The sequence below is a fragment of the Nonomuraea sp. JJY05 genome, from assembly GCF_043496855.1.
In the GTDB taxonomy this organism is placed as follows: domain Bacteria; phylum Actinomycetota; class Actinomycetes; order Streptosporangiales; family Streptosporangiaceae; genus Nonomuraea.
In genome coordinates this window covers 211920-235868 of the sequence record NZ_JBIEIS010000006.1, presented here as the reverse complement: position 1 = coordinate 235868, position 23949 = coordinate 211920, and the positions used below count along the sequence as shown (strand labels likewise).

The following is a 23949-nucleotide window of genomic DNA, read 5'->3' as shown; positions in this document are numbered from 1 at the left end:
CCTCAACTCCCCGTGGATCGGTAGTGCCTGATGCCCTGCCGCCAGGCCAGCCCGGCCAGCAGGGCGAGGACCAGCGCGGCGACCGGCGCGGCGAACCGCAGGAGCTCCGGCGTGCCGAACGGGTCGTCCCTGCCCAGCACGTACAGGCCGGGCTGCCAGTTGACGAAGGCCAGCGGGAGCACGTACGTCACGCCCCTGACCAGGTCACGGCCGTAGATGCTGAGCGGGTACTGGCTGAGCTGGTTGCTGCCGTAGGTGAAGGCGTTGGACACCTCGGGGGCGTCGGTCAGCACGAACTGGACCGCGCCGCCGAGCGTCCAGATCGCCGCGAAGATGACGATCCCGGTGACCAGCATGACGGGGATCATCCAGGCGCGCCGCCAGTCGAGGTCGAGCGCGGCGACGCCGTAGCCGAGCACGATGCACGCCTGCAGGATCCGGCCTGCCCTGGCGGGCACGAACCGGTCGGTGGCGAGCTGGATCCACGGGCTGACCGGCCTGATCAGGAACGTGTCGAGGGTGCCCGCCTTGATGTGCTGGCTGATCCGGTCGATGTTGCTGACGAACGTGTCGCAGATGGCGAACGACACGCCGGCGGCGCCGTACAGGAAGAGGACCTCGTCGCGGGAGAAGCCGGCGAGCGTGGTCGTGTTGGTGAAGATGATCAGGATCACGGCGACGTCGAGCGCGGAGGTGAGGGCGCCGAACAGGGTCATCAGCGCGAACGACACCGGGTACGCCGCCGCGGCGCGGGTCCAGGTCCACAGCAGCAGGAAGTATGTCCTAACCACCCTGGATCACCACCTTGTGGCGGATCGCCATCGTGGCGAGCGCGCCCAGCGCGAGCAGGATCGCCGCCCAGAGCGCCTGGAACGCCAGCGTCTCCAGGACGGGGGCCTTGCCCAGGTAGAGGTCGGTCGGGAGCTGGACCATGGCCGCCCAGGGCATCACCATGACCAGGTCGCCGAACCAGCCGGGGAACAGGTGCAGCGGCACCAGCATCCCGGAGAAGAACGTCGTCAGGAGCATCGACACGACCGCGACGCCGCGGTCGTCGAGGAGCCAGCAGACCGACAGCGCCACGAGGTAGCGCCAGCCGAAGCTGACCACCACCGCGACGGCGAAGCCGGCCAGGAACGCCAGCCACTGCCCGAGCCCGGCGGGCACCGTGATGCCGAACACCACCGCGCCGATCAGCATGGGCGGGATGCCGCGGACCAGGAACAGGTACGCGGCCCTGCCCAGGTCCTCGGCCAGCGTCCAGAGCTGCAGCGAGGCGGGCCGGACCAGGTCGAGCGCGATGTCGCCGCTGCGGATGCGCTCGGGGATGCCGAGCCCGCCCCCGAACAGCTGCATCGGGCCGATGAACGCCTGGGTGATGAAGCAGAACGTGACGGCGTCGATCACGTCGTAGCCGGCCAGCCCGGGGCGGGCCTGCCAGAGCGCGATGAGGATGTAGGCGCGAAGGATGCCGAAGACGCTGTTGGTGAAGGCGCCGGCGATCGCGCCCCAGACGTAGGTGGCGTGCTTGCGGAAGCCGTACCGGACGAGCCGGGCATATAGGGGTATGGTTTTGCACCTCCGGAGGGTGAGGACACGGTGACCAACCGTGTACGGACCCGCGCACGGGTCTGCCGATGGGAAGCATGGAATTATGCGTTGCGGCCTATGGGCCCCGCAACGCAATTAATCGTTCAGCGGTCGGTGAGGCGGTAGACGAAGCGCAGGCCCGACCACTTGTCGTCGATCGCGGCGACCTTGTTGTCCACCAGCCCCATGGACAGGCCGTAGTCGCGGATGGGGTTCTCCGAGAGGTCCGTGGGCACCTTGCTTGCGCGTTTCGGCCAGCAGACCCACAGGCCGCCGCTCTTCGCCAGCAGGGTCAGGGCGGATGGGAACGCCTCGTGAAGGGCGGCCGAGTCGGGGCAGAAGACCAGTATGACGTCGTACGGTCCCCCGGCCGGGGCCCGATGCACCTCGGCGGCGGGCTCGCCCAGGTCGAGTCCGTCGGGGGCATCGATGGCGAGCACCCGGTGTCCTGGCTTGACGCCGAGCTTGCGCGGCAGCGGTGTGCCCGAGTATCCGGCCATAGAGGACAGCGTGTCACAGCACCGAAATATCCAGGTAAGAGATGAGATACTTACTGGCCGGTAGAAGGATCTTCATCCGGGGAAGGAGATTCATCGGAGGGCCGATATGCAGATCGACCGGGACGTGGTCCCCGACTATCCCTTGAGCTGGCAAGCCCGCGCCCTGACCAGTCTGATGTGGGGCACCCTGAAGCCGGCGTCCACGGTGCTGATGCGCCATCCGCTGGCTCTGGTCTGCGCGGCCCGGCTCGGGGAGCTCGGCCGCCTGGTGACCGTGCCCCAGCCCGAACACGTCACGATCGAGCCCGCGGAGTTCTCGGCCTGCGGGGGCGAGTGGGTGCACGGCAGGCCGGGGCTCGACGAGGGCAAGGTGGTGCTCTACTTCCACGGCGGCGGCTACTTCTCGTGCTCGCCGCGTACCCATCGGTCCATCACCTGGCGGCTGTCGGTGGCGGCCCGGCGACCGGTGCTGGCGCTCGACTACCGGCAGGGGCCGGTGCACAAGCTGGCGGACTCGCTGACCGACGCGCTGGACGCGTACGACTGCCTGCTGGGGCGCGGCCACGCGCCCGAGAACGTGATCCTGGCGGGCGACTCCGCGGGGGGTCACCTCACGCTGGCGACGCTGCTGGCGCTGCGGGACCGGAAGCTGCCGATGCCCGGCGCGGCCATCTGCCTGTCGCCGTGGGCCGACCTGACCGACATCCCGCGGCACGCGAACCGCTGGCAGGACCCCATGCTGCCGGCCGGCCGGGTGCGCTGGCTGGCCCGCCGGTGGACCTCGGGCCTCGACCCGAGCGATCCGCTGGTCTCCCCGGTGCTCGGGGACTTCACGGGGCTGCCGCCGCTCATGATCGTGACCGGCTCGACCGAGGTGCTGCGGGACGAGGCCAGGCGGGTGGCCGAGCGGGCGCGGCAGGCCGGGGTGCCGGTACGGTACGAAGAGTGGAACCGGATGCCGCACGTCTTCCCGATCCTCGCGGACGTGCTGCCCGAGGCGCGGCTGGCCTTCCGGCACATGGCGTACTTCCTGCGAGCCGTGGCCGCCCGCCGGGCGTCCAGGGGCGACATCGCGGCGGCCTGAGTTTTCGGCACTGCCCTTTTCGAGGTTCCCGGCGTACGCTGACAGCTTGGAGAACGTGTAAGGTTAGGTATACCTAACCTGAAGTCAGGGGGCTGTGCATGACTGAGAAGCCCACGGATCACCATCGTGGCGTCGTCCTGCGGACCGAGTGGATCTCGCGGCACATGGTCCGCGTCGTGGTCGGGGGCGACGGGCTGGCCGACTTCGCCACCACCGGCCTGACGGACCACTACGTCAAGCTGGTCTTTCCCTACGAAGGCGTCGAATACCCCACTCCGTTCAGCGTGAAGACCTGCCGCGAGACGATGCCGCGCGAGCTCTGGCCGCGGCTGCGGACCTACACCGTACGCGCCTGGGACCCCGACAGCCGCGAGCTGACCCTCGACTTCGTGGTGCACGGCGACGAGGGCCTGGCCGGCCCGTGGGCCGCCCAGGCCGGTCCCGGGGACATCGTGCTCATGCTCGGCCCCGGCGGCGGCTACGCGCCCGACCCCGAGGCCGACTGGCACCTCCTGGTCGGCGACGAGAGCGCGCTGCCGGCCATCGCGGCCTCGCTGGAGTGCCTGCCGGAGGGCGCGCAGGCGCACGTGCTGGTCGAGGTGGACACGCCCGAGGACGAGCAGAAGCTCGAGACGGCCGCCGACGCCCGGATCACGTGGCTCTACCGGAACGGCCGTCCCGTGGGCGAGAAGCTCGTGGCGGCGGTGCGGACGCTGGAGTTCCCCGAGGGGGACGTGCACGCGTTCGTGCACGGCGAGGCCGGCTTCGTCAAGGAGCTCCGCCGGCACCTGCGCGTCGAACGCGGCATCGGGCTGGACCGGCTGTCCATCTCCGGATACTGGCGCTCGGGGGCCGACGACGAGGCGTGGCGCGCGATGAAGCGCGACTGGAACCGTCAGGTCGAGGCCGAGGAAGAGTCCGCGATCGCCTCCTAGGCTCTCGGGGCACTCAGAGCCGAAACACCACTTCAGACCGCTGAACCCCAGCACTTACTGACCCCAGGGGAACGAAGACCTAACCTCCAATACCCCTTATGACAGACATGCGGAAAGCCTCCGCGGATCCGGCCACAGTGTGCTTTGCCGAGTCCCGGATCAGAGAGGCGAAACCCGTATGGCGCGTGGTGCTGGCGACATGCCTCCTGGCGTGCGGCCGCTTACGGTGGGCGACCCGGTCATCATCGGCCGATACCTGCTCCTCGGCCGCCTCGGCACGGGCGGGATGGGAGTGGTGTATCTGGCCGAACACCCTCGGGGTGGCCTGGTCGCACTCAAGACGCCGCATGCGGTGCATCTCAACGATGCCACGTTACGCGCGCGCTTCGCTGAGGAAGTGACTTTCTCGCGAAGATTGGTGCCGTTCTGCACGGCGGCGGTCCTGGAGGACGGCACCGACAAGGACCGCCCGTACCTGGTCACCGAGTACATCCCGGGCCCGGCCCTCTCCCAGGTCGTCGCGGCCAGGGGGCCGCTCGCGCCCGATCTCGCGTACGGCGTGGCGCTCGGCGTGGCCGCCGCCCTGGTGGCGGTGCACGAGGCGGGGCTGGTGCACCGGGACCTCAAGCCCGGCAACGTGCTGCTGTCCACGCGGGGGCCGCGCGTCATCGACTTCGGCATCGCCCGCGACGTCGACACTCTGGCCGCGCACACGCAGGCCGGCCAGGTCATGGGCAGCCCCGGATGGGTGGCGCCGGAGCGGCTGACGGGCGGTCCGGCGGTGCCCGCGTCGGACGTGTTCGCGTGGGGGTGCGTGGTGGCGTTCGCGGCCACGGGGCACCATCCGTTCGGGAGCGGGGAGGCGGATGTGCTGACCCGGCGCATCCTGTTCGACCCGCCGCGCGTCGCGGGCGTGCCCGCCATGCTGCGGCCCGCCGTCGAGGCGGCGCTGGCCAAGGATCCCGCCGACCGTCCCAGGTCCGCCGACCTGCTCCGGGCGCTGCTGGCCGCCGGGGGCGTCGGCGAGCCGTGGGATCTGCGGCAGGCGGTGGCCGGGGTGCTGGAGGAGATCTGGACGCCCGTGCCCTATCCGCCCGGCGGCGGACGGGTACGTCTTGCCTCCCCCACCGGCGAGTCCGGGACGCCGGAGGAGGGTGTGGAGCGTTCCCGTACGCGTAGGCGCAGGGCCAGGGCCGGTGCGCAGCTGTCGCACGCCAGCTTCGCCGCCCTGGCCACGGTGTCCATCGCGGCCCTCACGGTGATCGCGGCGGGCGGTGACGGCACGAGCGTCGGAGGCGGCTCCCTGCTGCCGGGCAACCCGTCGATCGCGCGCTCTCACGGCAGCGCGGACTCGACCGTCCGCCCCTCGTCCACGCCCGTCGTCACCCTCCCGCCGACGAAGGCCGCCGCCCCGCTCACGCCGGCGAGCACGCCCACGACGTCCGTCCCGCACACCCGTACCAAGGCCCCGCTGACGGTGCGCAACCCGTCGCCCGGCCGGAAGGACACGTTCGGGCCGGCCAACAGCAGCGGACCGGGCGGCGAGGACCCCGCCGACTGCGCGAGCCCGGCGCGTGGGCGCGGCAACGCGCTCAGGAGGGACTGCCCGCAGCCGTCGCAGTCGATCAGCACGATCCCGCAGGACGGGCCCGGCGAATCGCCGGACCCGTCCGTGTCCGTCCCGGAGACGCCGACGGCTACCGGATCTTAGACAGGTCGATCAGGTAGAGGTCGTCCCCGATGGTGTAGCTGAACATCCTGCCGGTCGATTCCATGGACGGCAGGCTGATGGAGTCGCCCTCCCCGCGGATGCGCAGGTCGCCCGACTTGCCGGTGTCCAGGTCGTAAAGCCCCACGCCCTCCGCCGGATTCCCCGCGCTGCCGTACACCGAGACGTAGAAGCGGTCCTGGACCGGCTGGTACGCCGAGTTCACGGGCCCGGGCACGGTCTTCTGCGACGAGCCGTCCCGGTGCCGGAAGAAGGTGGTGCCTTCCGCGGTCCTGCCCAGGCAGATGGTCACGCCGCAGAGCCGCAGTTCCTCGCCCGGCCGGGTGACGGCCGTCCGGGTCTCGCCGGTCTCCACGTTCTGGATCCGGGCGTACGGCATGCCGTGGGGCTCGCCCCCTCTCCCCGGCGCGCCGATCCACGGCCAGGCCAGCAGATGCATCCCGGCGCCGCCCTGGACCGGCTCCACCGTGCCGCCCCCGAGGGGAACGGTGAAGACCCCGCCGGTGTACAAGGAGAAAACGATCTTGCCGTTGACCACGGCCAGCTCGTCGATCCCGCTGCCGTCGTCGGCCGAGTCGAGACGCCGGTCGGCGACGATCTTCGGGGTGCCGCCGGCCACCGGCACCGTCCAGAGATGCGCGACGGAGTCCTTCGTCCCGGTCCACCAGACCACGTGGCCGCCGCCCACGGCGAAACCACCGCCGCCGCCCACCGTGCCCTTGGGGGTCGGTACGTCGGCGATCTTGCGCAGCGTGCCGGCGTCGAGATCGTAGGCGTAGACGGCGTCCGTCGTCCCGGAGCGGCCTTCCTGGGCGCCCACGAGCAGCGTACGGTCGTCGATGAACGTCTGCGGCCGCCACGGCGCCCCGTCGGGGGACTTCGCCGAGAGCTTCCGCACCGCCTCCGGCCAGACCTTCTCCACCTGTTCGGCCGGCGCCTCGGCGTCCCGCCCGGTGGCGGGGACGGCCGTGATGGTGTCGCCGCCGCGCAGCACGACCGTGGCCCCGGCTCCGATCAGCACGGCCGCCGCGGCGGCCAGCGCGATCCGGGCGCGCCGCCTCCTGCGGCGGTGGATCCGCTCGAGCCGCTGGGGCAGCAGGGCGGGCAGCCCCGGTGCCTGCCCGGCGGCCAGGCCGAGCGTCCTGCGTAGGGTCTTCTCAACCTCGGTCATCGTAGGTTCCCCCTGGTCATCGGCTCACTCGGGAGGGCCACGCGCAGCTTGTCCAGCGCGCGGGCGGCCTGGCTGCGTACGGTGCCGCGGGAGATCCCGAGCACGTTGGCGATCTCGGCGTCGTCGAGCTGCTCGTAGTAGCGCAGCACCAGCACCGCGCGCTGCTTGCGCGGCAGCCCGGCCAGCGCCTGCCACATCCGGCGCTCGTCGCCGCTGGGCAGCAGGTCGTGGTGCTCGCCTTCCGGCAGGTCCCAGGCGAGCAGCTCACGCCTGCGCAACCGCCAGGTGGCGATGTGCAGCCTGGCCATCGTGGTACGCGCGTAACTCTCCGGGTTCTCCTTCAGCCGCAGCCGGGACCAGGCGCCGCGCAGCTTCAGCAGCGCCTCCTGGACCAGGTCGGCCGCGTCATGCGGATTGCCGGCCAGCACATAGCCGTAGCGCAGCAGCGCGTCGCCGCGTTCGGCGACGAACTGCGCGAAACGGGGATCACCTTCCAACAGTCCTCGCCCTTCGTCGTTCCATCACCTCCGAGAGGAACAAGGTGCGGAAACTGTTGCACGCCCCCGCCGGCACCGGGGGCGAGGCGCAGGGCGGGGCTACGCTCGGAGGTGGATCAACTCTTCTGTGAAAGAAGATCATCATGACTACGAAAGCGTTCCCGCTCACGCTGCGCGTCACGGTGAGCGAAGCGACGCCCGACGAGATCAGGGAGAAGGCCGTGGCCCGGGCGCTCAGCTTCTTCGGTCTCGGCACCGAGCTGGACGTCATCAGCGCCGAAGCCGAGCCCGACGCGGAGGCGGAGGGCCGCTACCGCGCCACCGTGCTCTTCCGGAAGGTCGCCTGATGAGCCGGGATCTGTGATCCGGCGGCGCGCGTGCGGCGAATATACGGAGATTGGCAGTCGATGACGGGAGGCGTGCGATGACACGTTGGCGCAGGTTGGTGCTCACCCTGACCGTTGCGATGTTCACCGTGGTCGCGGCGGCATCGGCCGCGGCCGCGGGCATCCAGGGCAGCGGCCTGAACTGATCACCGCCCCGCAACACCGGAACGGCCGGTTCCGTCCCGCCCGTTCCGGCTCCGCCCCCGTCGCGGCCCGACCTACTGCGTCGCCTCCTTCAGCAGGTCCCGCAGCCGCTTCACCAGCGCGGGGTCGCCGTCGCAGGCCGGCGCCGCGCCGTCGCCCCGCCCTCCACAACCACAACAGCACGTCCTGGGACGCGCCCGAGATCGACGCCTCCCCGTGGAAGCGTCCTTGGAGACCTCGACGCCCGAGGCGGCCAGGCGGCCAGGCGGACGAGCCGGCGATCCGCTTCAACGACGATCGACACCGCGCGCGCGTCACCGAAGTCCTGCGGCCACCGGCGGGAGGCGAAGGCGAGGAAGGTCACGAGGATCTCGTCGATGCCGTCCACGGCAGGTCGGCGGGGACCGGCGCGATGGCCTCACCGGCCGCGAGCTCGGCATCCACCCGGTGCACCACCGCCTCCAGCGCCATCCTCCGGACCAGAAGCCGACGCTCTGGTCGGGGTCGCACCAGGTGGGCGTCTGCTCCTCCGGCTCCCGGGCAGGGCCGAAGCGTTCTCATGTCGTAAGACCGAGTAGTTGGAGTCCGTCCGTTGGGTGGCTGCGGTAGTGGTCGGTGGTGGTGGCGACGTTGGTCCAGCCGATCAGGCGGGCCAGCCCGATGGCCAGATTACGGAGGCCGGCCATGATCCGGGGTGCGGTGCCGGTGCGGATTTTGCAGGCGTCGTCGCGGTAGGTGACGTCGCGGATGTGGTGCAGGACTTCGATCCTCCAGTGCCCACGGATCAGTGCGGCGAGCTGGGCATGAGTGATCCGTCCGGGGCTGAGGCCGGTGATGGCGTAGATCGTTCGGGGAATCGATGGCACGCGAACGCGACCCCTGTTCGATCTATCGGCTGGACACCGACGATCAGAGGGGCCGCGTTTGTTATCTATGCACCGGGGTGCTCTCAGCTAACCAGTGCCCAGGGTGATCGTCCCGCCATCCGAGAACGCTTGGGCGCCGGTCTCGGGTTGCGTCAATTCTCCGGTGAATGTCTCACCATTGAATCGCGCCCGCTCCCACTAGTTCCAAGGGCAGTAGGTGGATGAACCCCCGCCGTCGGCTGGCTGCCCTGAGGACTTACAGATCGTGTTTCCAGCGCCCGGCGTGTACGACACCAGTTGCTGGGTGTACCCCCATCGAACCTCTGCGCCCTGGGGAACGACGACGGACTGCCCATATTCGGCAGCTCCGGTGTCGAATTGAGCGTCGCCATCCGGTTCATACGACATGGCGTATCGGCCTGGGTTCGGATGTGTGACGTTGACGTAGGTGCAGGTGCCAGGAATGGTAATGTTGAACACCGCGATGGGTCCGGCCGATACTCCGAGGTTGTATCCCGAACCGCAGTTTTCATAGCTGGCTCCGGGAACGTTCTCGTCGTTCCAGAGGAAGACATCCGAATAGCCCGAGCCTGGATAGCTGGACATGTACATCGATTGTATCTGGGATGTCCAAGGGTCTATCGGCTCTACGTAGCCGCGCCGCTTGGTTGCGTAGTAGTTGTAGTTGCCGTTGCCATCGTTCTTAACCACCCATCGCTCCCAGGTGGCGTTCATGAGCGTCTTGTCGACGACCTCCAGCCGGAAATTCCCGGAGGCGGTCCTAAGAGGGTAGGGTTCCGCTGCTACAGAAACGTCCCCTGCCGCAAGGAGCTCCTGCTCGTTGGCCGGTACGTACGGAGAGTCCTCAACGTATGCCTCGTAACCGTCCTTGTAGGCCTTGATGTTGATCTTCTTGATCTCGACATCGTGAGGAGTGTACATCCGGAGGTCCGGACCTAGTTCGAGCAGGTCAACCTCCGAAGACGCGTAGGTTTTCCCCGTTGCGGCCGCGGTTTCACGAATGAACTTGCTGCGCTTCGCCTGGCGGCTGTCCACTTCGGCTCGGGAGAGGCCATGAGTGCGTGCTTTGCGGTCTTTCTCTCGCGAGGCACGAACCATCGTCTTGATCTGGTTGCTGTCGAATGTGAGCTCCCCGAGGAGCGGTCCCTTGTCCTCTGTGCCGGCCAGCGCTGAAGCAGCTGAAGCAGATGCCCCAACGCCCGCCCCGACTGTGGCTGCACCGAGTAAGAGAGCCGCTAATAATAATTGAGCCTTGCGCATGCGACGTTCCTTTCGTTGAGGTTCTTGCCACGGGATTATGGCAAGTTCTTTGAGGTGATGACGACACAGGTCGAAGAGGCGTGGTGAACGTCCGTTGCTACTTCAGCCACGGCACTTCAGATACCTTTGTCGTAAAGTCTGCGGCGCGCCAGGAGGTCGCATCTTGCGGTCCCGCGGCATATAGATTCACAACTACATGGGCGCCCTGCAGCTCCCTCGTAAAGCTGGCCTCGCTATTGGGCCGGCCGCACTGGTCGGGTTTTTCCGGTTCCTCTATGCATACATCGACCAGGGTGTTCCCGCCCGCTGTGGCGTCAGATTGAAAGTGAACTTGGCGAACAGTGGCGCGACTGTCTTTTCGTAAATCCTTTACGATGGTCTCAGCTGAAACAATCCTATATCCGGAAGGCAGTGTTCGTGGTAGCGCGAACGGGACGCCTGGATTCCTTTGAAGCTCCTCGAGCAAACCGGCCTTGCTTAAATGATCATCCGAGCTCCTGTCGCTACACCCTGAAACCAATAGGGCCGCGACTAAACATGAAGAACCGACTGGACCGCCGAATGCAATGCGCATGCTTCTTGCCCTTATCTCTCATGGCTTCCCCATATCGGTGCATACCTGAAGCCCAGGGCGCTGCCTGAATTCTTGCGCTCCACCCCGACTTTCATAACCTTTGGCCCCCGGCCGGGATGATCTAAATCAGATGAGAAGAAGATAATCCACTGTCAAGCCCCACGCAAGACCTGTTCGGCAAAGCGTGTAAAGATGCATGTGAGAGGCGGTGTTCAAGGCATCTCTTTTCGTACGTGCCCTGCTGAAGTCGGGGGATTGCAGACGGATTGCAGGTTTCTTAATTGAGTTAGGGTCCATACAAGAGCATGGTTTGGGCCTTCCGCAACACGCTCGAAGCCTCCGAACCGGCATCGCGTTCAACGTCGGCTACCAGCGTCATACCCGCCTGGGTCTCAGCAACCGAGAACGCTTCGGCCCTGGGCTCCCGGGAGCTGAGCTCGCCACGCAACTCGACCCTGATTCCGGGACCTATGGCAGCTAGGCCGTAGCCAATGGCGGTGACGTTGCCGGAGACCTGAGCGAGTACATCCATCGCGCTGCCTTTCTGGCGTGAGAATTGCTGGCCTACTTGCATTTCAGCGCGTGGATGACGGAGCAGGAAATATCTTTTTGCTCCAATTTGTCAGCAAATTTGTCGTCAAAGGCACGCTAGGCAAATCACCCTAGACCTCCGCCGACAAGCGCCAGCGGGCTTCTGTGATTCCCTGGGCAGGCCGGTTTCCCGTTTGTCACGTCCCTTGTTTGGTTTCTCCGGTCATGCTGAGGCCGCATGGCCGGCGCTGTGTAAGCGGCGCCGCGACGAGATGGTCGCAATCCCGCGATGCGGAATGTGGGATTTGACCTCGTGCCCGACCAGTGCCGTCATCGGAAACGATCGCCGGGTCGGTGAAGGGTCAGGCTGCGGGAGCCACAGCCCGTCCGCCTGCGGATGCCTTTCTCGCTGCGGATGCGGGCGCGTTCGCGGCGTTGGGCGGCCAGCACGTCGGGATGGCGGGCGTGAGCGTTGCGCCAGCGCAGGTAGGCGTGCAGGGCCCGAGTCTGGACAGTGTGGTTGGGATGGTCGGAGTTGGCCAGGGTGAACTGGCGCAAGGGGCCGAAGTGCGCCTTGATCGGGTTGGCCCAGGAGGCCGTGTGTCGGCGTGAACAGCAACTCGGCCTTGTTCTTCTTGGGGCCATCGCCTCTCTGCCGGCGGCTCTGGAGGGCAACCAGAACGCGCTGCCGGCGTTCAGCAACATTCTGATCGTGAAGGTCGATGGCATCCCGCTCGTACGGGAGCTGACGCCCGAGCAGGTAGAGCACCTCCAGCAGAACCCGCGGCTCAACACGGACCCTCGTCCGGCGCTCGGGATGCTCGACGACGGCCGAGCCGCCCATCAGGACGTCACTTCGGGACCGGACCAGCAGGCCGTCGCGCCGTGACTTCAGGTGACCTCAGGTGACCTCAGGTGAGCTCCGGCTGGCGACCTGCGGCCCAGGGCATCAGCTCGGCGACGACGATCTTGCTCCACGGTCGGGCGAGAGAGCGCAGCTCCTCGCAGCCTGCGGCGCCGAGCGCGGTGTACGGTGCCATCCCCATCCGGTCCGTCGCCTCCTCGATCTCCTCACGCCACTTGCGGCCTTGCTCGGTGAGAGCTCCCTCGAAGAGCCAGCCGCGCTCCTCCAGCCTCTGTACGGCGGCAGTCCAGTCGGCCTCGGGCCAGCCTCGCGTGCTTCGGAGCACCTCGGACGTCACAGCGCCGGTGGCCGCGTGGGTGACCAGGGCTTCGATGCCGCTCAGGCCGGCGGTGAGGAGGGCGGCGAGATGGCCGTCGCCGCGATACTCGCGCAGCAGGCTCTGGGCGTGCCAGAGCACCAGGTGGGGAGCCTCGGGCCAGGGCAGTGCCGTGTGCGCGGCGTACAGAGGCCGCCCGCTGAGCTCGTCCGCCACGGCTTCCGCCGCCCGGCGGGCCAGCGCTGCCGCCCGCGACATCTCCGGGGAGTCCACGGCATCGCCCAGCACGCGGCGCAGCGTGGCGTCGGCCGATTCGAGCCGGGCGGCCAGGATGTCGGACGGCGAGGCGATCTGCCAGGCGGCCGGGATCGCCTGCCGTACCAGATCAGGGTTGAAGTTGTAGAAGGTCGCGATCACCGTTTCGGCGGGCACCGGACCGAGGGCGGCGGCTCGGGAGGCGAAGTAGCCCATCCGGCCGCTCAGCCCGAGGCTCTCGTAGGCGGCGCTCGCCTCGGGAGAGAAATAGATCATGCCGTGCAACGGCTCCAGAGTGCGCCAGGTCCGGCGTTCCAGCGTCATGCTGGAGAAGATACCGACCGGTAAGTATGGTGTCCACAACCGGTGTGTCGGGCTACGTCCGGCCGTGGACCGGCGGGTGTGACCACGCGATGCCCATCCCTATCTCGGGTGGGTCGCTGGGGTACGGCGGCGCCCTGGCGTAGTGGTGCCTACGGGGCTTCGCCGCGCCGGCCGGGGGGTGGCGCGCACGGAAGTGGGCCGCGCCAGTGCTGGGGGAGACTGGCGCGGCCCGTTTCGCCGGGGAACCGCCGCATGCCCGGAGGGCGGTCCGGCGAGATCAGTGGGCGAACTGCTCCTCCTCCGTCGACCCCCGCAGCGCGGTCGTCGAGGAGTCAGGCGCCACGGCCGTGCTGACCAGGTCGAAGTAGCCGGTGCCGACCTCGCGCTGGTGCCGCGTCGCGGTGTAACCGCGCGATTCGGCGGCGAACTCGGCCTCCTGCAGCTCCACGTACGCCGTCATGCCGTCCGTGGCGTACCCCTGGGCCAGGTCGAACATGCCGTAGTTCAGCGAGTGGAACCCGGCGAGCGTGATGAACTGGAACTTGTACCCCATGTGTCCCAGCTCCCGCTGGAACTTGGCGATGGTGGAGTCGTCCAGGTGCTGCTTCCAGTTGAACGACGGTGAGCAGTTGTAGGCGAGCATCTTGTCCGGGTACGCCGCCTTGATGGCCTCGGCGAACTCGCGGGCCACGTCCAGGTCGGGCGTGCTGGTCTCCATCCAGAGCAGGTCCGAGTACGGCGCGTACGCCAGGCCGCGGGCGATGCACGCCCCCAGCCCGTTCCTGACCCGGTAGAAGCCCTCGGGCGTGCGCTCGCCGGTGGTGAACGCCTGGTCGCGCGGGTCCACGTCGCTGGTCAGGAGCGTCGCGGCCTGTGCGTCGGTCCGCGCGATGATCAGCGAGGGGACTCCGGCGACGTCCGCGGCGAGGCGGGCGGCGGTCAGGGTCTTGATGTGCTGGCCGGTCGGGATGAGCACCTTGCCGCCCAGGTGGCCGCACTTCTTCTCGGAGGCGAGCTGGTCCTCCCAGTGCACGCCCGCGGCGCCGGCCGCGATCATGCCCTTCATCAGCTCGAACGCGTTCAGCACCCCGCCGAACCCGGCCTCGGCGTCCGCCACGATCGGCGCGAGCCAGTGCGGGGCGTCGGTGTCGCCCTCCGACCAGGTGATCTGGTCGGCGCGCAGCAGCGCGTTGTTGATGCGGCGCACGACGGCGGGCACGGAGTTGGCCGGGTACAGGCTCTGGTCCGGGTACGTCTGCCCGCCCAGGTTCGCGTCCGCGGCGACCTGCCAGCCGGACAGGTAGATCGCCTTCAGTCCCGCCTTCACCTGCTGGACGGCCTGGTTACCGGTCAGCGCGCCGAGGGCGTTGACGTAGTCCTCGGTGTTCAGCAGGTCCCACAGCCGGCCGGCGCCGAGCCGGGCCAGCGTGTGCTCCTCCTGCACACTGCCGCGCAATCTGATCACGTCTTCGGCGCTGTAGGTGCGCTCGACGCCCTCCCAGCGAGGGTCGTTGTCCCATTCGTCCTGCAGCTGCTCAGCAGCTCCCTTGAGGCGATCGATCATTGTTCACTCCCTTGTCGTCCCCTGGGGCTCACAGCCGAGTGTGTGCCCTGGGAGGGGCCGCCCATAGTCATGGATGACGAGAAGAACGGCGAAAATTTCCAGACCATGCATTACTGGCGGGTATTCAACAGTGAAGAAATCGATAGTTTTCCCGTTGGCCTAGACCAATCCGAGCGACACGGCACTCGGGCTCCGACCTGTTCAGGAGACTAGAAAATGGGCCGAATTTCTGTCTAAGATGCCGACATGGCGCCCTTGCTAGGTGAAGAACCGCTGTCTTTGACGCAGGAGCTTGACCTCATCGCGTTCGGCCAGCGCCTCCGGCACCTGCGCAAACAGCGCGGCCTCACCCTCTCCGACCTGGGGTCGCGCGTCGGCAGAGCGCCCAGCCAGCTGTCGCTGCTGGAGAACGGCAAGCGCGAGCCCAAGCTCTCGCTGCTCAAGGGGCTGGCCGCCGCGTTGGGCGTGCCCATCGAGGAGCTGCTGCGCCGCCAGCCGCCCAACCGCCGCGCCCAGCTGGAGATCGCGCTGGAGGAGGCGCAGCGCGACCCCATCTACGCCGGGCTCGGGCTGCCCCGGCTGAAGGTCTCCGCCCGCGTCCCGAACGACGTGCTCGAACACCTCCTCGGCCTGTACGGCGAGCTGCGCGCCCGGCAGGCCCGCGGCACCGCCACCCCGGAGGAGGCCAGGGCCGCCAACGCCGAGCTGCGGCGCAGGCAGCGGGAGGTCGGCAACTACTTCGGGGACATCGAGGAGGCCGCCGCCAAGGCGCTGGCCGCGGTCGGCTACCGTACGGGCGCGCTGTCACAGAGCATGATCCAGAGCCTGGTCACGCACTTCGGCTACACCGTGCACACCGCGCAGGACCTGCCGAGATCCGTACGTTCCATCACCGACCTCCGCAACCGCCGCATCTACGTCAAGCACGAGCAGCTCGGCATGCACACCCCGCGCACCATCCTGCTGCAGACGCTCGGCCATCTCGCGCTCGGCCACGACAAGCCCCGCGACTTCGCCGACTTCCTGCGCCAGCGCACCGAGGCGAACTACTTCGCCGCCGCCGTCCTCGTCCCCGAGAAGGCCGCCGCGCTCTACCTCCAGGAGGCCAAGGCCGACCGGGCGCTGTCGGTGGAGGACCTGCGGGACGTGTTCGCGGTGTCGTACGAGATGGCCGCCCACCGCTTCACCAACCTCGCCACCCACCACCTGGGTCTCGTCTGCCACTTCGTGCGCAACGACGCCGGGGGCACCATCTACAAGGCGTACGAGAACGACGGCATCGTCTTCCCGGCCGACGAGCAGGGCGCCATCGAGGGGCAGCGGATGTGCCTGCAGTGGTCGGGGCGGCAGGTGTTCGCCTCGCCCGACCGGTTCTCGGTGTACTACCAGTACTCCGACTCGCCCACCGGGACCTACTTCTGCGTGGCGCACGTGGATCCGTCGCGGGAGCGGGACTTCGCCATCACGCTGGGGGTGCCGTACAAGGAGTCGCGCTGGTTCAGGGGCCGTGAGACCACCAACCGCACCAAGTCCAACTGCCCCAACGGCGACTGCTGCCGCCGCCCGCCCGCTGAGCTGTCCGAACGCTGGGAGGGCTACGCCTGGCCGTCCGCCCGCGCCAACTCCCACGTCCTGGCCGCGCTGCCGCCGGGGTCGTTCCCCGGGGTGGACGAGGCGGACGTGTACACGTTCCTGGAGCGTCACGCCACCACCGCATAATCTGAAGTGTGGGGATACGGGGGGAGGGGTCGCATGCTGCCTGAAGTGCGAGGATGGTTGCGGCACCGTACTTCGTCCGCCGCGGACTGGCCGCTCCGCGACCTGAAGGCCGCCAAGGGGGAGACCACGGTGAGCGTGGTGCTGCCCGCCCGCGACGAGGGGGAGACCGTGGGCCAGATCGTCGGGGTGATCCGGCGTGAGCTGGACGGGCTCGTCGACGAGATCGTGGTGATCGACTCGCGTTCCTCCGACGACACGGCGCTGGTGGCGCGCCGCGCGGGGGCCTGCGTGCACGCCCAGGACGAGATCCTGCCGCAGCTCAAGCCGATGGACGGCAAGGGCGAGGCACTGTGGAAGTCCCTCGCCGTGACCTCGGGGGATGTGCTGGTGTTCGTGGACGCCGACATCCGGAAATTTCGCGCTTCTCTGGTATTCGGCCTGCTCGGGCCGCTGTTCGCGGACCCCAGCGTGGTCTACACCAAGGGTTGCTATGACCGCCCCTTGCACGGCACCGCCAACGGCGGCGGCCGCGTCACGGAGCTGGTGGCCCGCCCGCTCATCAACCTCCACTGGCCGCAACTGGCCGGTTTCGTCCAGCCCCTGGCCGGGGAGTACGCCGGCCGCCGCTCGGCCCTGGAACGCGTGCCGTTCCTGACCGGTTACGGCGTGGAGCTGGGGCTGCTGATCGACCTGCTCGACCTGGCCGGGCTGGACGCGTTCGCCCAGGTGGACCTGGGCTCGCGCGAGCACGCCCCGCAGTCGACCGAGGCGCTCGGGAGGATGGCGTCCCAGATCATGCTGGCCGCCTGGTCACGCCTGCTGCGTCAGGGCAAGATCGAGACCCGCCACGAGCCGTCCGTCCGGCTGGCACAGTTCCGGAGGGGGCTGGACGGGCACGACATCCTGCTGCGCGACATCGGGATAGGCGAGCGCCCACCCATGATCACCGTGACTCCTTGAACACGATCACCGTGGCTCCTTGGTCACGATCACCGTGACTCCTTGAAGCCTGCCCCGACGAACGCGGCGATCTGGTCGCGCATGGCCTCGTGGTCGTCCGCCGCGTCGCCCAGGATGATGCGCCCGAGCTGGCGCATCATCGAGGGGAACAGCGCCAGCCCGGTCATCATGAACACCATCCGGGCCACCTCCGGCGACGGCTCCACACCCAGGCCCTCCGCCAGCGAGGCCGTCTTGCGGCGGCAGCGCTCCACCCGCACCTCCTGCCCGGCCGGCAGCCTCTCCTGGTCCCGGTAGTTGAGCGCCTCCCACATCAGCAGCCGCACCAGCTCGGGATGTGAGTGGTAGTAGTCCGTCAGCCGGGCCACGTAATCGGCGGGATCGGCGCCCGGGAGGGCGATCTGCGTCGTCAGGTCGTCGAGCGCCTCCTTGATGACCTCGTCGAACAGCTTCTCCTTGCTGCCGAAATGTCCGTAGATGCGCTCTTTGTTGACGCCGGCGCGCTCGGCGATGCGATCCACGCGGGCGCCCGCCACGCCGTACGCGGCGAACTCCTCCCGCGCGGCCTCCAGCAGGGCGGCGCGCGTGGCGGCGGTCGAGACCTTGGGTGCCATGCCGCCCATGATAGCCACCAACTGGTTGGTTGTAATCCAACCAAACTGTTGATATCCAACTAGTTGGTTGGCTACCGTCCCGACACATGACGACCACCTTTTCCCCCGCGCCGCACCACCTCGCGGCGACCTCGCCGGCCCGGTTGCCGTTCGGGCGCACGCTGGCGGCCTTCACCCTCACCGCCGTGCTGGTCAGCGGCCAGCTGTACATCGTGATCCCGCTCCTGCACGACATGGCCACCGGGTGGGGCGCCTCGGCCGGCGGGCTGACCTGGCTGGTGACCGCGTTCGGCATCGGGTACGGAGCCGGTTTCCTGATCTTCGGTCCGCTGTCCGACCGGTACGGGCGCCGCAGGCTGCTGATGATCGGACTGCCCCTGGCCGCGCTCACCTCGGCGGCGGTGGCGTTGAGCCCGAACCCCGAAGTGGCGCTGGCGTTGCGGGCGGTGCAGGGGCTGGCGGTGGCGATGTTCCCGCCCGCGGCCCTGGCGTACCTGGCGGAACGGGTCGAGCCGCGCCGCCGCGTGGGCGCCATCGCGGCGATCACCGGCGCGTTCCTCGCCTCGGCCGTGCTGCTCCAGGTCGCCGCTCAGCTACTGGTGGACGTGATCGGCTGGCGCGGGCTGTTCCTGCTGTCGGCGGCCGGGTTCGTGCTGGCGTTCCTGGGCGTGCGGGCCGTCGCACTGCCCGATCTGCCGCGGGAGGGCGGCGGCTCGCCGCTGTCGGTCTACCGTGCAGTGCCGGGCCTGCTGTTCCACCGCGTTCTCAGCCTCCGTTACCTGGCCACGATCATGCTGATGGCGGGCTTCGTGGCCGTTTACACCGGTCTGCAGATCTACGGCGTGAGCTCGTCCTCCGAACTCCTCGCCCTCCGCGCGGCCGGGCTCCCGTCGATCGTCCTGGTGCCGCTGCTCATGCCCTGGCTGGCCCGGATCCACGCGACGATCAGGGCGGCGGCGTTCCTGGCGGCCGGAGCCCTCGCCCTCGCCGCCGTCGGCCTCACCGGTACGGCCGTGCTGGTGCTGCTGCTGGCCGTCTACGTCGCCGCCATCACCGGCGGCCTGCCCAGCCTGAACGAGGCGATCTCCGCCGGTGCCGGACCTGCGCGGGGGACGGCGCTGTCGCTGTTCTCCTTCGCGCTCGCGGTCGGCGGCAGCGTCGGCCCGCAGCTGGCCGCCGCGTTCGGGGGATTCACCCCGCTCCTGTACGGCCTCGCGATCGGCATGGCGCTGGCGGCCCTCGCCGCACTGCTCTCCGGGGTATTCCATCGCGTAGCTACCGACCGGTAAGGTGTCCTGTTACCACTGGTAACATCGGGTCGAGGAGAGTGCGCACATGACCGGCTTCTGCCCGGAGCCCAGCGACGACGTGGTCGAGGTACGCGACTGGGTGCACGCGTTCGCCCGCGACGTGATCCGCCCGGCGGGCGCCGAATGGGATGAACGCGAGGAAACCCCCTGGCCGGTCATCCAGGAGGCGGCCAAGATCGGCCTCTACTCCCTCGACTTCTTCGCCACCCAGTGGTTCGAGGAGAGCGGGCTCGCGCTGCCCGTGGCGTTCGAGGAGATCTTCTGGGGCGACGCGGGCATCGGCCTGGCCATCGTCGGCACCGGCCTGGCCGCCGCCGCCCTCGCCGCGAACGGCACCCCCGACCAGATGGGGGAGTGGCTGCCGCAGATGTTCGGCACGGAGAACGACGTCAAGCTGGGCGCCTTCTGCGCCTCCGAGCCCGACGCCGGCTCCGACGTCGGCGCCATCCGCACCCGCGCCGTCCAGGACGGCGGCGACTGGGTGCTGGACGGCGTCAAGACCTGGGCCACGAACGGCGGCATCGCGAACGTCCACGTGGTCGTCGCCTCGGTCGACCCTTCACTCGGCACCCGGGGCCAGGCGTCCTTCGTCATCCCGCCCGGCACCCCGGGGCTGTCCATGGGCCAGAAATTCCGCAAGCACGGGATCCGCGCCTCCCACACGGCCGAGGTCATCCTGGACGGCGTCCGCGTACCGGGCTCCTGCCTGCTCGGCGGCAAGGAGAAGCTGGACGCCCGGCTGTCCCGCGTACGCAACGGGGAGCGGGCGGGGGAGCAGGCGGCGATGCGCACGTTCGAGACCACCCGCCCGTCGGTCGCCGCCATGGCCGTCGGCATCGCGCGCGCGGCCTTCGAGTACGCCAGGGACTACGCCCGCGAGCGCGAGCAGTTCGGCCGCAAGATCGGCGAGAACCAGGCGATCGCCTTCCTCCTCGCCGAGATGGCGACCCGCGTGGACATGGCCCGCCTGCTGACCTGGCGGGCCGCCTGGATGGCCCGCAACGGCAGGCAGTTCTCGCAGGCGGAGGGCTCGATGTCGAAGCTGGTGGCGGGGGAGACGGCGGTGTGGGTGACGGAACAGGCGATCCAGATCCTGGGCGGCGCCGGATACACCAGGGAGCACCCGGTGGAGCGTTTCCACCGGGACGCCAAGATCTACACCATCTTCGAGGGCACGTCGGAGATCCAGCGCCTTATCATCGGCCGCGCGGTCACCGGCCTCCCGGTTCGCTGAGAACTTCGCACGTTGGATGGGGCGGCGTCGTCGCCGGCCCTTGGCCTTGACCGGCTTCGGAATGACCTTGGCAGCGACCAGCGCAGGCTTCCACGTGCGCGGCTTCCCGCTGGGCTTCTCCCAGGGCAGGGTGTACGGCCGCGGCGTGTGGGCGTGTGAGCTGGTGCAGCGCATTGCCCGGCAGGCCGGGATCACGCCCAAGGTGACGCCGCACCAGGCGGCGCTGGGCTCCACGCCCACCCATCCGACCCCGTTCGCTGCGGCACACGTGGGCGTCGATCGCGGAGGCGCGCGAGATCCAGGAGGCCTTGGGTCATGAGTCGTTCGAGACGACCCTGATCTACCTGCATTCGCGGGATCAACTGGAAAGAGCTCCTTCCCGATTGGTGGCGTCGGCCGTCGAGCAGGGCTCCGAGCGCGTCAGCTGATCATGAGTCCACCTGTACCGGGAGGGGATTGACCAGCACTGTCGCAAATTGACGGTTTCGCGGGTCTCTTCCGGGAAAGGACATGCCCACCCCCCGCTTGGGAAGCGTTTCACCTGGGAGATGCCATGCTTTCGCCTGCTGTCCCTAACCCCGCCAAGCCTCATGTCACGTCCGCGGGCCGCCGGGCCGGCAAGTTAAGCCGGGGCGCTGGTTCACGGAAGTTCTGCTCGGGCGACCCGTACGACTTGGCGGGCAACGCTCACCTGTGGAGCGAGTTCGGCGAGGATGATCAGGGCACGCTCTACCGGTGCGATATCTGCGGCGTGACGGATGTCGGGTGACTCGTGTCGGCCGGCTACGTGTCTAGGTCGAGGTCGAGCGCGCTGGACACGTCGGCGTGGGTTCGTCAGTGCGGCGCGATCGAACCTGGGCATGTGGACCGACCGTGCGGTGTGCGGCGGGTGCCGGTTCCGTGCGGACCACGCCGAGGACGTCGAGCATTACCGGCTCGCGGGCGTCTGGTGATGCGGGGCGCGAATCTTCGCAGTCATCGCGTTCGGGGACTTTTAGGATGATGATCGCGCAGGATTCGCGCCTCTCAAATCAGGCTCACGAGGCCGCGCCGCAACTCCGGCCTCCAATCGTCGCCACCGCCGGGCCGACAGCCTCTCCTCCGGCACCGGCCCCTTCGAGCGCAGCGCCTGCGTCCCGCCCTCGCGCCAGGCCTTGCGCCGGGCGGGTCACCGACCGCTCGTGCACCCGTAACCGTGCGGCGACTGTCTTTGGTCGACTCGCCGGCCTCGAACCACTCGGCCGCTTGCAGCCGTACACGTTCTCGCCGTTCCTGCTCGGCAGGCGTGTACTCACCCCTTTGCCCGTACCGCATACCACGCCTGAAGACTCTACGCATTCAAGTAACGTGGCAGCTTTACGTGGGTGAATCCTGTGATGTTCTGCACTGTGCAGCCGTTTCGGCAACGGTCACAGCTGCCCGCCACGGCAGCAGGTGTATTGGCAATGGCCATAATAGTGCGGTCGGCCGCGTATGAGAAGACTGCAATTAGGGCATACGAGGGTTTGTACTGGATTGACGCGGATGACGGCTGCATCTTTCAGCGCCAATATGCCTTCCACGATTTCGCGCCCGTGCTCCTCGATGCCCTGTTTGAGAAACTCATACATTCCGTAGATGTGTCCGCACCTCGGACAGTCGATGCGATTTGAATATCCATTGATGTCCAGGTCGAAGTCCGCCTTGATTTGCCTGGCCTCCTCGTCGGAAACGGGCTCGGTTCCGGTCTCCTTGAGGCGCTCGGGCGTCCAGTAGCGCATCATGACCTCTTCGTGCAGTGCGCGTGGGACATAGAAGGTGGCCTTCTTGTTCTCATCGGTTGCTCTAAGTATCGCGTCAACGATCATCGAGTCTTCGCTAGAGATGACGGTTTTGCCCTGCTTTACCACGGTAATGATCGAAGCAATGTCCATTTCTGGCATGCCTCCCCACCTATCTAGCCCCTTTTGTAGGGTGGTTTGTTGAGTGATATCGGAACTCTTCCCTTGCCGGGGCGGGCTTATTCGTGACATGCCCTGCTTTGATCAACTCCAGTCCGGCCCCTGACCGCCATTTTTCCAAGCTGCATATTGGGAGGCCTCAGTTCTGTGCGTCGATGCTAGTGATGACAAATGACCACAACTGATGGCAGGCGTTTTTCCAGGTAGGAGTGGTTTCCGGGAGAAAATGCCCAAATTGGGTCTTTCCTGTATCGCGGATCTACGCCATCTTCCAAGCTTGTCTTTTAACCTCTGGTCTTCGCATTTGCTCTGACAGGCGCCAATGGTGATGGAACCCGCATAGCGGGCTGTGGTCGTGTGGCCATGTCGATTCGGGAGAAGAGAGGTGGCCACCGACCCAATCGTCAAGGTGTGCATTGCCGCGTTCGAGACCGAACTGATCGTCTGAGGTCAGTAGGATTTGCCAGATGAAACGGCGCGATTATGAAGGACCCGGCGACCTGTGCGCGATGCAGGACCTGACACGGCGGCTCTGGTCGCCCGAGAGTCGTTGGCACATCGGAGACCTGGCTTGGTCTCGTTTTCAGCACGTCGGCAGGGAGCCGGAGTGGCCTACGTCGTTGTGGGAGCACGATGGTCAGGTCGTCGCGTGGGCGTGGGCGCAGCGGCCCGGCACTCTCGACCTGCGGCTCGACCCCGCCTACCCCGAATTGGCGGAGGAGATTCTGCGCTGGTTCGAAGGCGCAGTCGAGGGTCTGGAGCGCGACGTCACGCTGCTGGAGTCCGAGACGGACCTGGCAGAGGTCCTGCGCCGGCACGGATACCGCGCGCAGGAGTCCGGCGTGTTCTTCACCCACATGCGCCTCGACCTCGATGCCCTGCCCGAGCCGAAGGTCCCTGCCGGCCATACCTTGCGTGCTGTGCGCGGCGAGCAGGATGCCGAGGCCAGGGCGGCGGTGCATCGGGCCGCGTTCTCGCTGCCGGGCCTGCCGCCCTCGCGGGTCACGGGTGAGAGTTACCGCCAGGTCATGGGGGCCTGGCCCTATCGCGCTGAGCTCGATTGGCTTGTCGAGGCGCCGGACGGCACCCCGGTGGCCTTCTGCCTGGTCTGGCTGGATGAGGAGCACGGGGCGGCGCTGCTGGAGCCCGTGGGTACCGATCCGGCGCACCGTCGGCTGGGCCTGGCGAGCGCTGCTACGCTCGCCGCCCTGCACGCCGCGCGGCGGCTGGGCGCGCGGTCGGCCTTCGTGGCGCCCCGGGGCGACGACGGCCATCCGATGGCGCGCAGGACCTATGAGTCGCTGGGCTTCCGCGGCTTCGTGCGCACGGTGACCTTCGTCCGCTGAGATCTGCCCGGTCACCGCTGGCTCGACGTGCCCGTGGCCGATGAGAAGGGCCGGCTGGGCCATGACGGCGGTGTCGTCGACGGCCCGGGACTGTACGCCCTGGGGCTGCCCGTGCTGCGGCGGCGCAGGTCCACGTCCATCCACGGCATCGAGGCCGACGCGCGCGAGGTGATCGACCACCTCGCGCGGTACCTGGCCACCTCGCGCGGTACCT

22 protein-coding genes and 1 pseudogene are annotated in these 23949 nt (G+C 68.2%); 11 read left to right on the top strand and 12 right to left on the bottom strand.

The features are described 5' to 3' along the window. Positions 1 to 2: 2 nt before the first annotated feature. The 3 genes from ACFKCF_RS10695 to ACFKCF_RS10685 form a co-directional block, all read right to left on the bottom strand. Complete coding sequence (locus ACFKCF_RS10695; protein ID WP_394492821.1) at positions 3 to 791, bottom strand: ABC transporter permease; 789 nt, start codon at positions 789 to 791, stop codon at positions 3 to 5. Continuing rightward, entirely contained in the window at positions 784 to 1455 is a 672-nt protein-coding gene (locus tag ACFKCF_RS10690) for an ABC transporter permease (protein WP_394492974.1), read from the bottom strand. Before ACFKCF_RS10690 ends, ACFKCF_RS10695 begins: the two co-directional genes overlap by 8 nt. A gap of 239 nt (positions 1456 to 1694) precedes the next feature. Then, positions 1695 to 2090, bottom strand: coding sequence for a hypothetical protein (locus ACFKCF_RS10685; RefSeq protein ID WP_394492820.1), 396 nt, complete (start codon positions 2088 to 2090; stop codon positions 1695 to 1697). A 106-nt stretch (positions 2091 to 2196) separates the two neighbouring features. Between ACFKCF_RS10685 and ACFKCF_RS10680 the strand changes: the two genes are divergently transcribed. The 3 genes from ACFKCF_RS10680 to ACFKCF_RS10670 all read left to right on the top strand — a co-directional run bounded on the left by ACFKCF_RS10680 (position 2197) and on the right by ACFKCF_RS10670 (position 5820). Continuing rightward, positions 2197 to 3174: an alpha/beta hydrolase gene (locus ACFKCF_RS10680; RefSeq protein WP_394492819.1), complete on the top strand. Its 978-nt coding sequence runs from the start codon at positions 2197 to 2199 to the stop codon at positions 3172 to 3174. Between the two features lie 98 nt (positions 3175 to 3272). Beyond that, the gene (locus ACFKCF_RS10675) at positions 3273 to 4109 is read left to right on the top strand and encodes a siderophore-interacting protein (protein WP_394492818.1); all 837 of its coding nucleotides are present in this window, start codon (positions 3273 to 3275) and stop codon (positions 4107 to 4109) included. 211 nt (positions 4110 to 4320) lie between these two features. After that, complete coding sequence (locus tag ACFKCF_RS10670; protein WP_394492817.1) at positions 4321 to 5820, top strand: protein kinase; 1500 nt, start codon at positions 4321 to 4323, stop codon at positions 5818 to 5820. On the opposite strand, the gene ACFKCF_RS10665 is transcribed toward ACFKCF_RS10670, so the two are convergent. Further along, complete coding sequence (locus ACFKCF_RS10665; protein WP_394492816.1) at positions 5807 to 7009, bottom strand: hypothetical protein; 1203 nt, start codon at positions 7007 to 7009, stop codon at positions 5807 to 5809. The two genes, ACFKCF_RS10670 and ACFKCF_RS10665, sit on opposite strands and share 14 nt — an antisense overlap. Next, complete coding sequence (locus tag ACFKCF_RS10660; RefSeq protein ID WP_394492815.1) at positions 7006 to 7506, bottom strand: SigE family RNA polymerase sigma factor; 501 nt, start codon at positions 7504 to 7506, stop codon at positions 7006 to 7008. The genes ACFKCF_RS10665 and ACFKCF_RS10660 overlap by 4 nt, the downstream gene beginning before the upstream one ends. 143 nt (positions 7507 to 7649) lie before the next feature. On the opposite strand from ACFKCF_RS10660, the gene ACFKCF_RS10655 reads away from it, so the two are divergent. Beyond that, the gene (locus ACFKCF_RS10655; protein WP_394492814.1) at positions 7650 to 7853 is read left to right on the top strand and encodes a hypothetical protein; all 204 of its coding nucleotides are present in this window, start codon (positions 7650 to 7652) and stop codon (positions 7851 to 7853) included. 740 nt (positions 7854 to 8593) lie between these two features. Here the strand turns inward: ACFKCF_RS10655 and ACFKCF_RS10650 are convergent. The 5 genes and pseudogenes from ACFKCF_RS10650 to aceA all read right to left on the bottom strand — a co-directional run bounded on the left by ACFKCF_RS10650 (position 8594) and on the right by aceA (position 14612). Beyond that, a complete protein-coding gene (locus tag ACFKCF_RS10650) occupies positions 8594 to 8902 on the bottom strand; it encodes a hypothetical protein (protein ID WP_394492813.1) in 309 nt (102 codons plus the stop codon). Between the two features lie 198 nt (positions 8903 to 9100). After that, positions 9101 to 10183, bottom strand: coding sequence for a hypothetical protein (locus ACFKCF_RS10645; protein ID WP_394492812.1), 1083 nt, complete (start codon positions 10181 to 10183; stop codon positions 9101 to 9103). Positions 10184 to 11650: 1467 nt separating this feature from the next. Beyond that, positions 11651 to 11925: pseudogene (locus ACFKCF_RS10640) on the bottom strand (IS630 family transposase); the annotation flags it as partial. A 274-nt stretch (positions 11926 to 12199) separates the two neighbouring features. Next, positions 12200 to 13048, bottom strand: coding sequence for a hypothetical protein (locus ACFKCF_RS10635; RefSeq protein WP_394492811.1), 849 nt, complete (start codon positions 13046 to 13048; stop codon positions 12200 to 12202). A gap of 277 nt (positions 13049 to 13325) precedes the next feature. Beyond that, positions 13326 to 14612, bottom strand: coding sequence for an isocitrate lyase (aceA, locus tag ACFKCF_RS10630; protein ID WP_394492810.1), 1287 nt, complete (start codon positions 14610 to 14612; stop codon positions 13326 to 13328). Positions 14613 to 14858: 246 nt separating this feature from the next. Between aceA and ACFKCF_RS10625 the strand changes: the two genes are divergently transcribed. Beyond that, positions 14859 to 16331, top strand: coding sequence for a helix-turn-helix domain-containing protein (locus ACFKCF_RS10625; protein WP_394492809.1), 1473 nt, complete (start codon positions 14859 to 14861; stop codon positions 16329 to 16331). A gap of 33 nt (positions 16332 to 16364) precedes the next feature. Next, entirely contained in the window at positions 16365 to 17291 is a 927-nt protein-coding gene (locus tag ACFKCF_RS10620; protein WP_394492808.1) for a glucosyl-3-phosphoglycerate synthase, read from the top strand. A 29-nt stretch (positions 17292 to 17320) separates the two neighbouring features. On the opposite strand, the gene ACFKCF_RS10615 is transcribed toward ACFKCF_RS10620, so the two are convergent. Continuing rightward, on the bottom strand, positions 17321 to 17905 hold the full coding sequence (locus ACFKCF_RS10615; protein ID WP_394492807.1) for a TetR/AcrR family transcriptional regulator: 585 nt from the start codon (positions 17903 to 17905) through the stop codon (positions 17321 to 17323). 86 nt (positions 17906 to 17991) lie between these two features. Between ACFKCF_RS10615 and ACFKCF_RS10610 the strand changes: the two genes are divergently transcribed. The 4 genes from ACFKCF_RS10610 (at position 17992) to ACFKCF_RS10595 (ending at position 20877) form a co-directional block, all read left to right on the top strand. After that, on the top strand, positions 17992 to 19194 hold the full coding sequence (locus ACFKCF_RS10610) for an MFS transporter (RefSeq protein WP_394492806.1): 1203 nt from the start codon (positions 17992 to 17994) through the stop codon (positions 19192 to 19194). A gap of 46 nt (positions 19195 to 19240) precedes the next feature. After that, the gene (locus tag ACFKCF_RS10605; RefSeq protein ID WP_394492805.1) at positions 19241 to 20449 is read left to right on the top strand and encodes an acyl-CoA dehydrogenase family protein; all 1209 of its coding nucleotides are present in this window, start codon (positions 19241 to 19243) and stop codon (positions 20447 to 20449) included. A 61-nt stretch (positions 20450 to 20510) separates the two neighbouring features. Beyond that, on the top strand, positions 20511 to 20768 hold the full coding sequence (locus ACFKCF_RS10600; RefSeq protein ID WP_394492804.1) for a hypothetical protein: 258 nt from the start codon (positions 20511 to 20513) through the stop codon (positions 20766 to 20768). Next, complete coding sequence (locus ACFKCF_RS10595) at positions 20692 to 20877, top strand: hypothetical protein (RefSeq protein WP_394492973.1); 186 nt, start codon at positions 20692 to 20694, stop codon at positions 20875 to 20877. The genes ACFKCF_RS10600 and ACFKCF_RS10595 overlap by 77 nt, the downstream gene beginning before the upstream one ends. Before the next feature lie 981 nt (positions 20878 to 21858). Here the strand turns inward: ACFKCF_RS10595 and ACFKCF_RS10590 are convergent. Then, positions 21859 to 22371, bottom strand: a complete 513-nt coding sequence (locus ACFKCF_RS10590) for a hypothetical protein (RefSeq protein WP_394492803.1) — start codon at positions 22369 to 22371, stop codon at positions 21859 to 21861. A 485-nt stretch (positions 22372 to 22856) separates the two neighbouring features. On the opposite strand from ACFKCF_RS10590, the gene ACFKCF_RS10585 reads away from it, so the two are divergent. Further along, positions 22857 to 23735: a GNAT family N-acetyltransferase gene (locus ACFKCF_RS10585; protein WP_394492802.1), complete on the top strand. Its 879-nt coding sequence runs from the start codon at positions 22857 to 22859 to the stop codon at positions 23733 to 23735. The last annotated feature ends 214 nt before the right edge of the window (positions 23736 to 23949 follow it).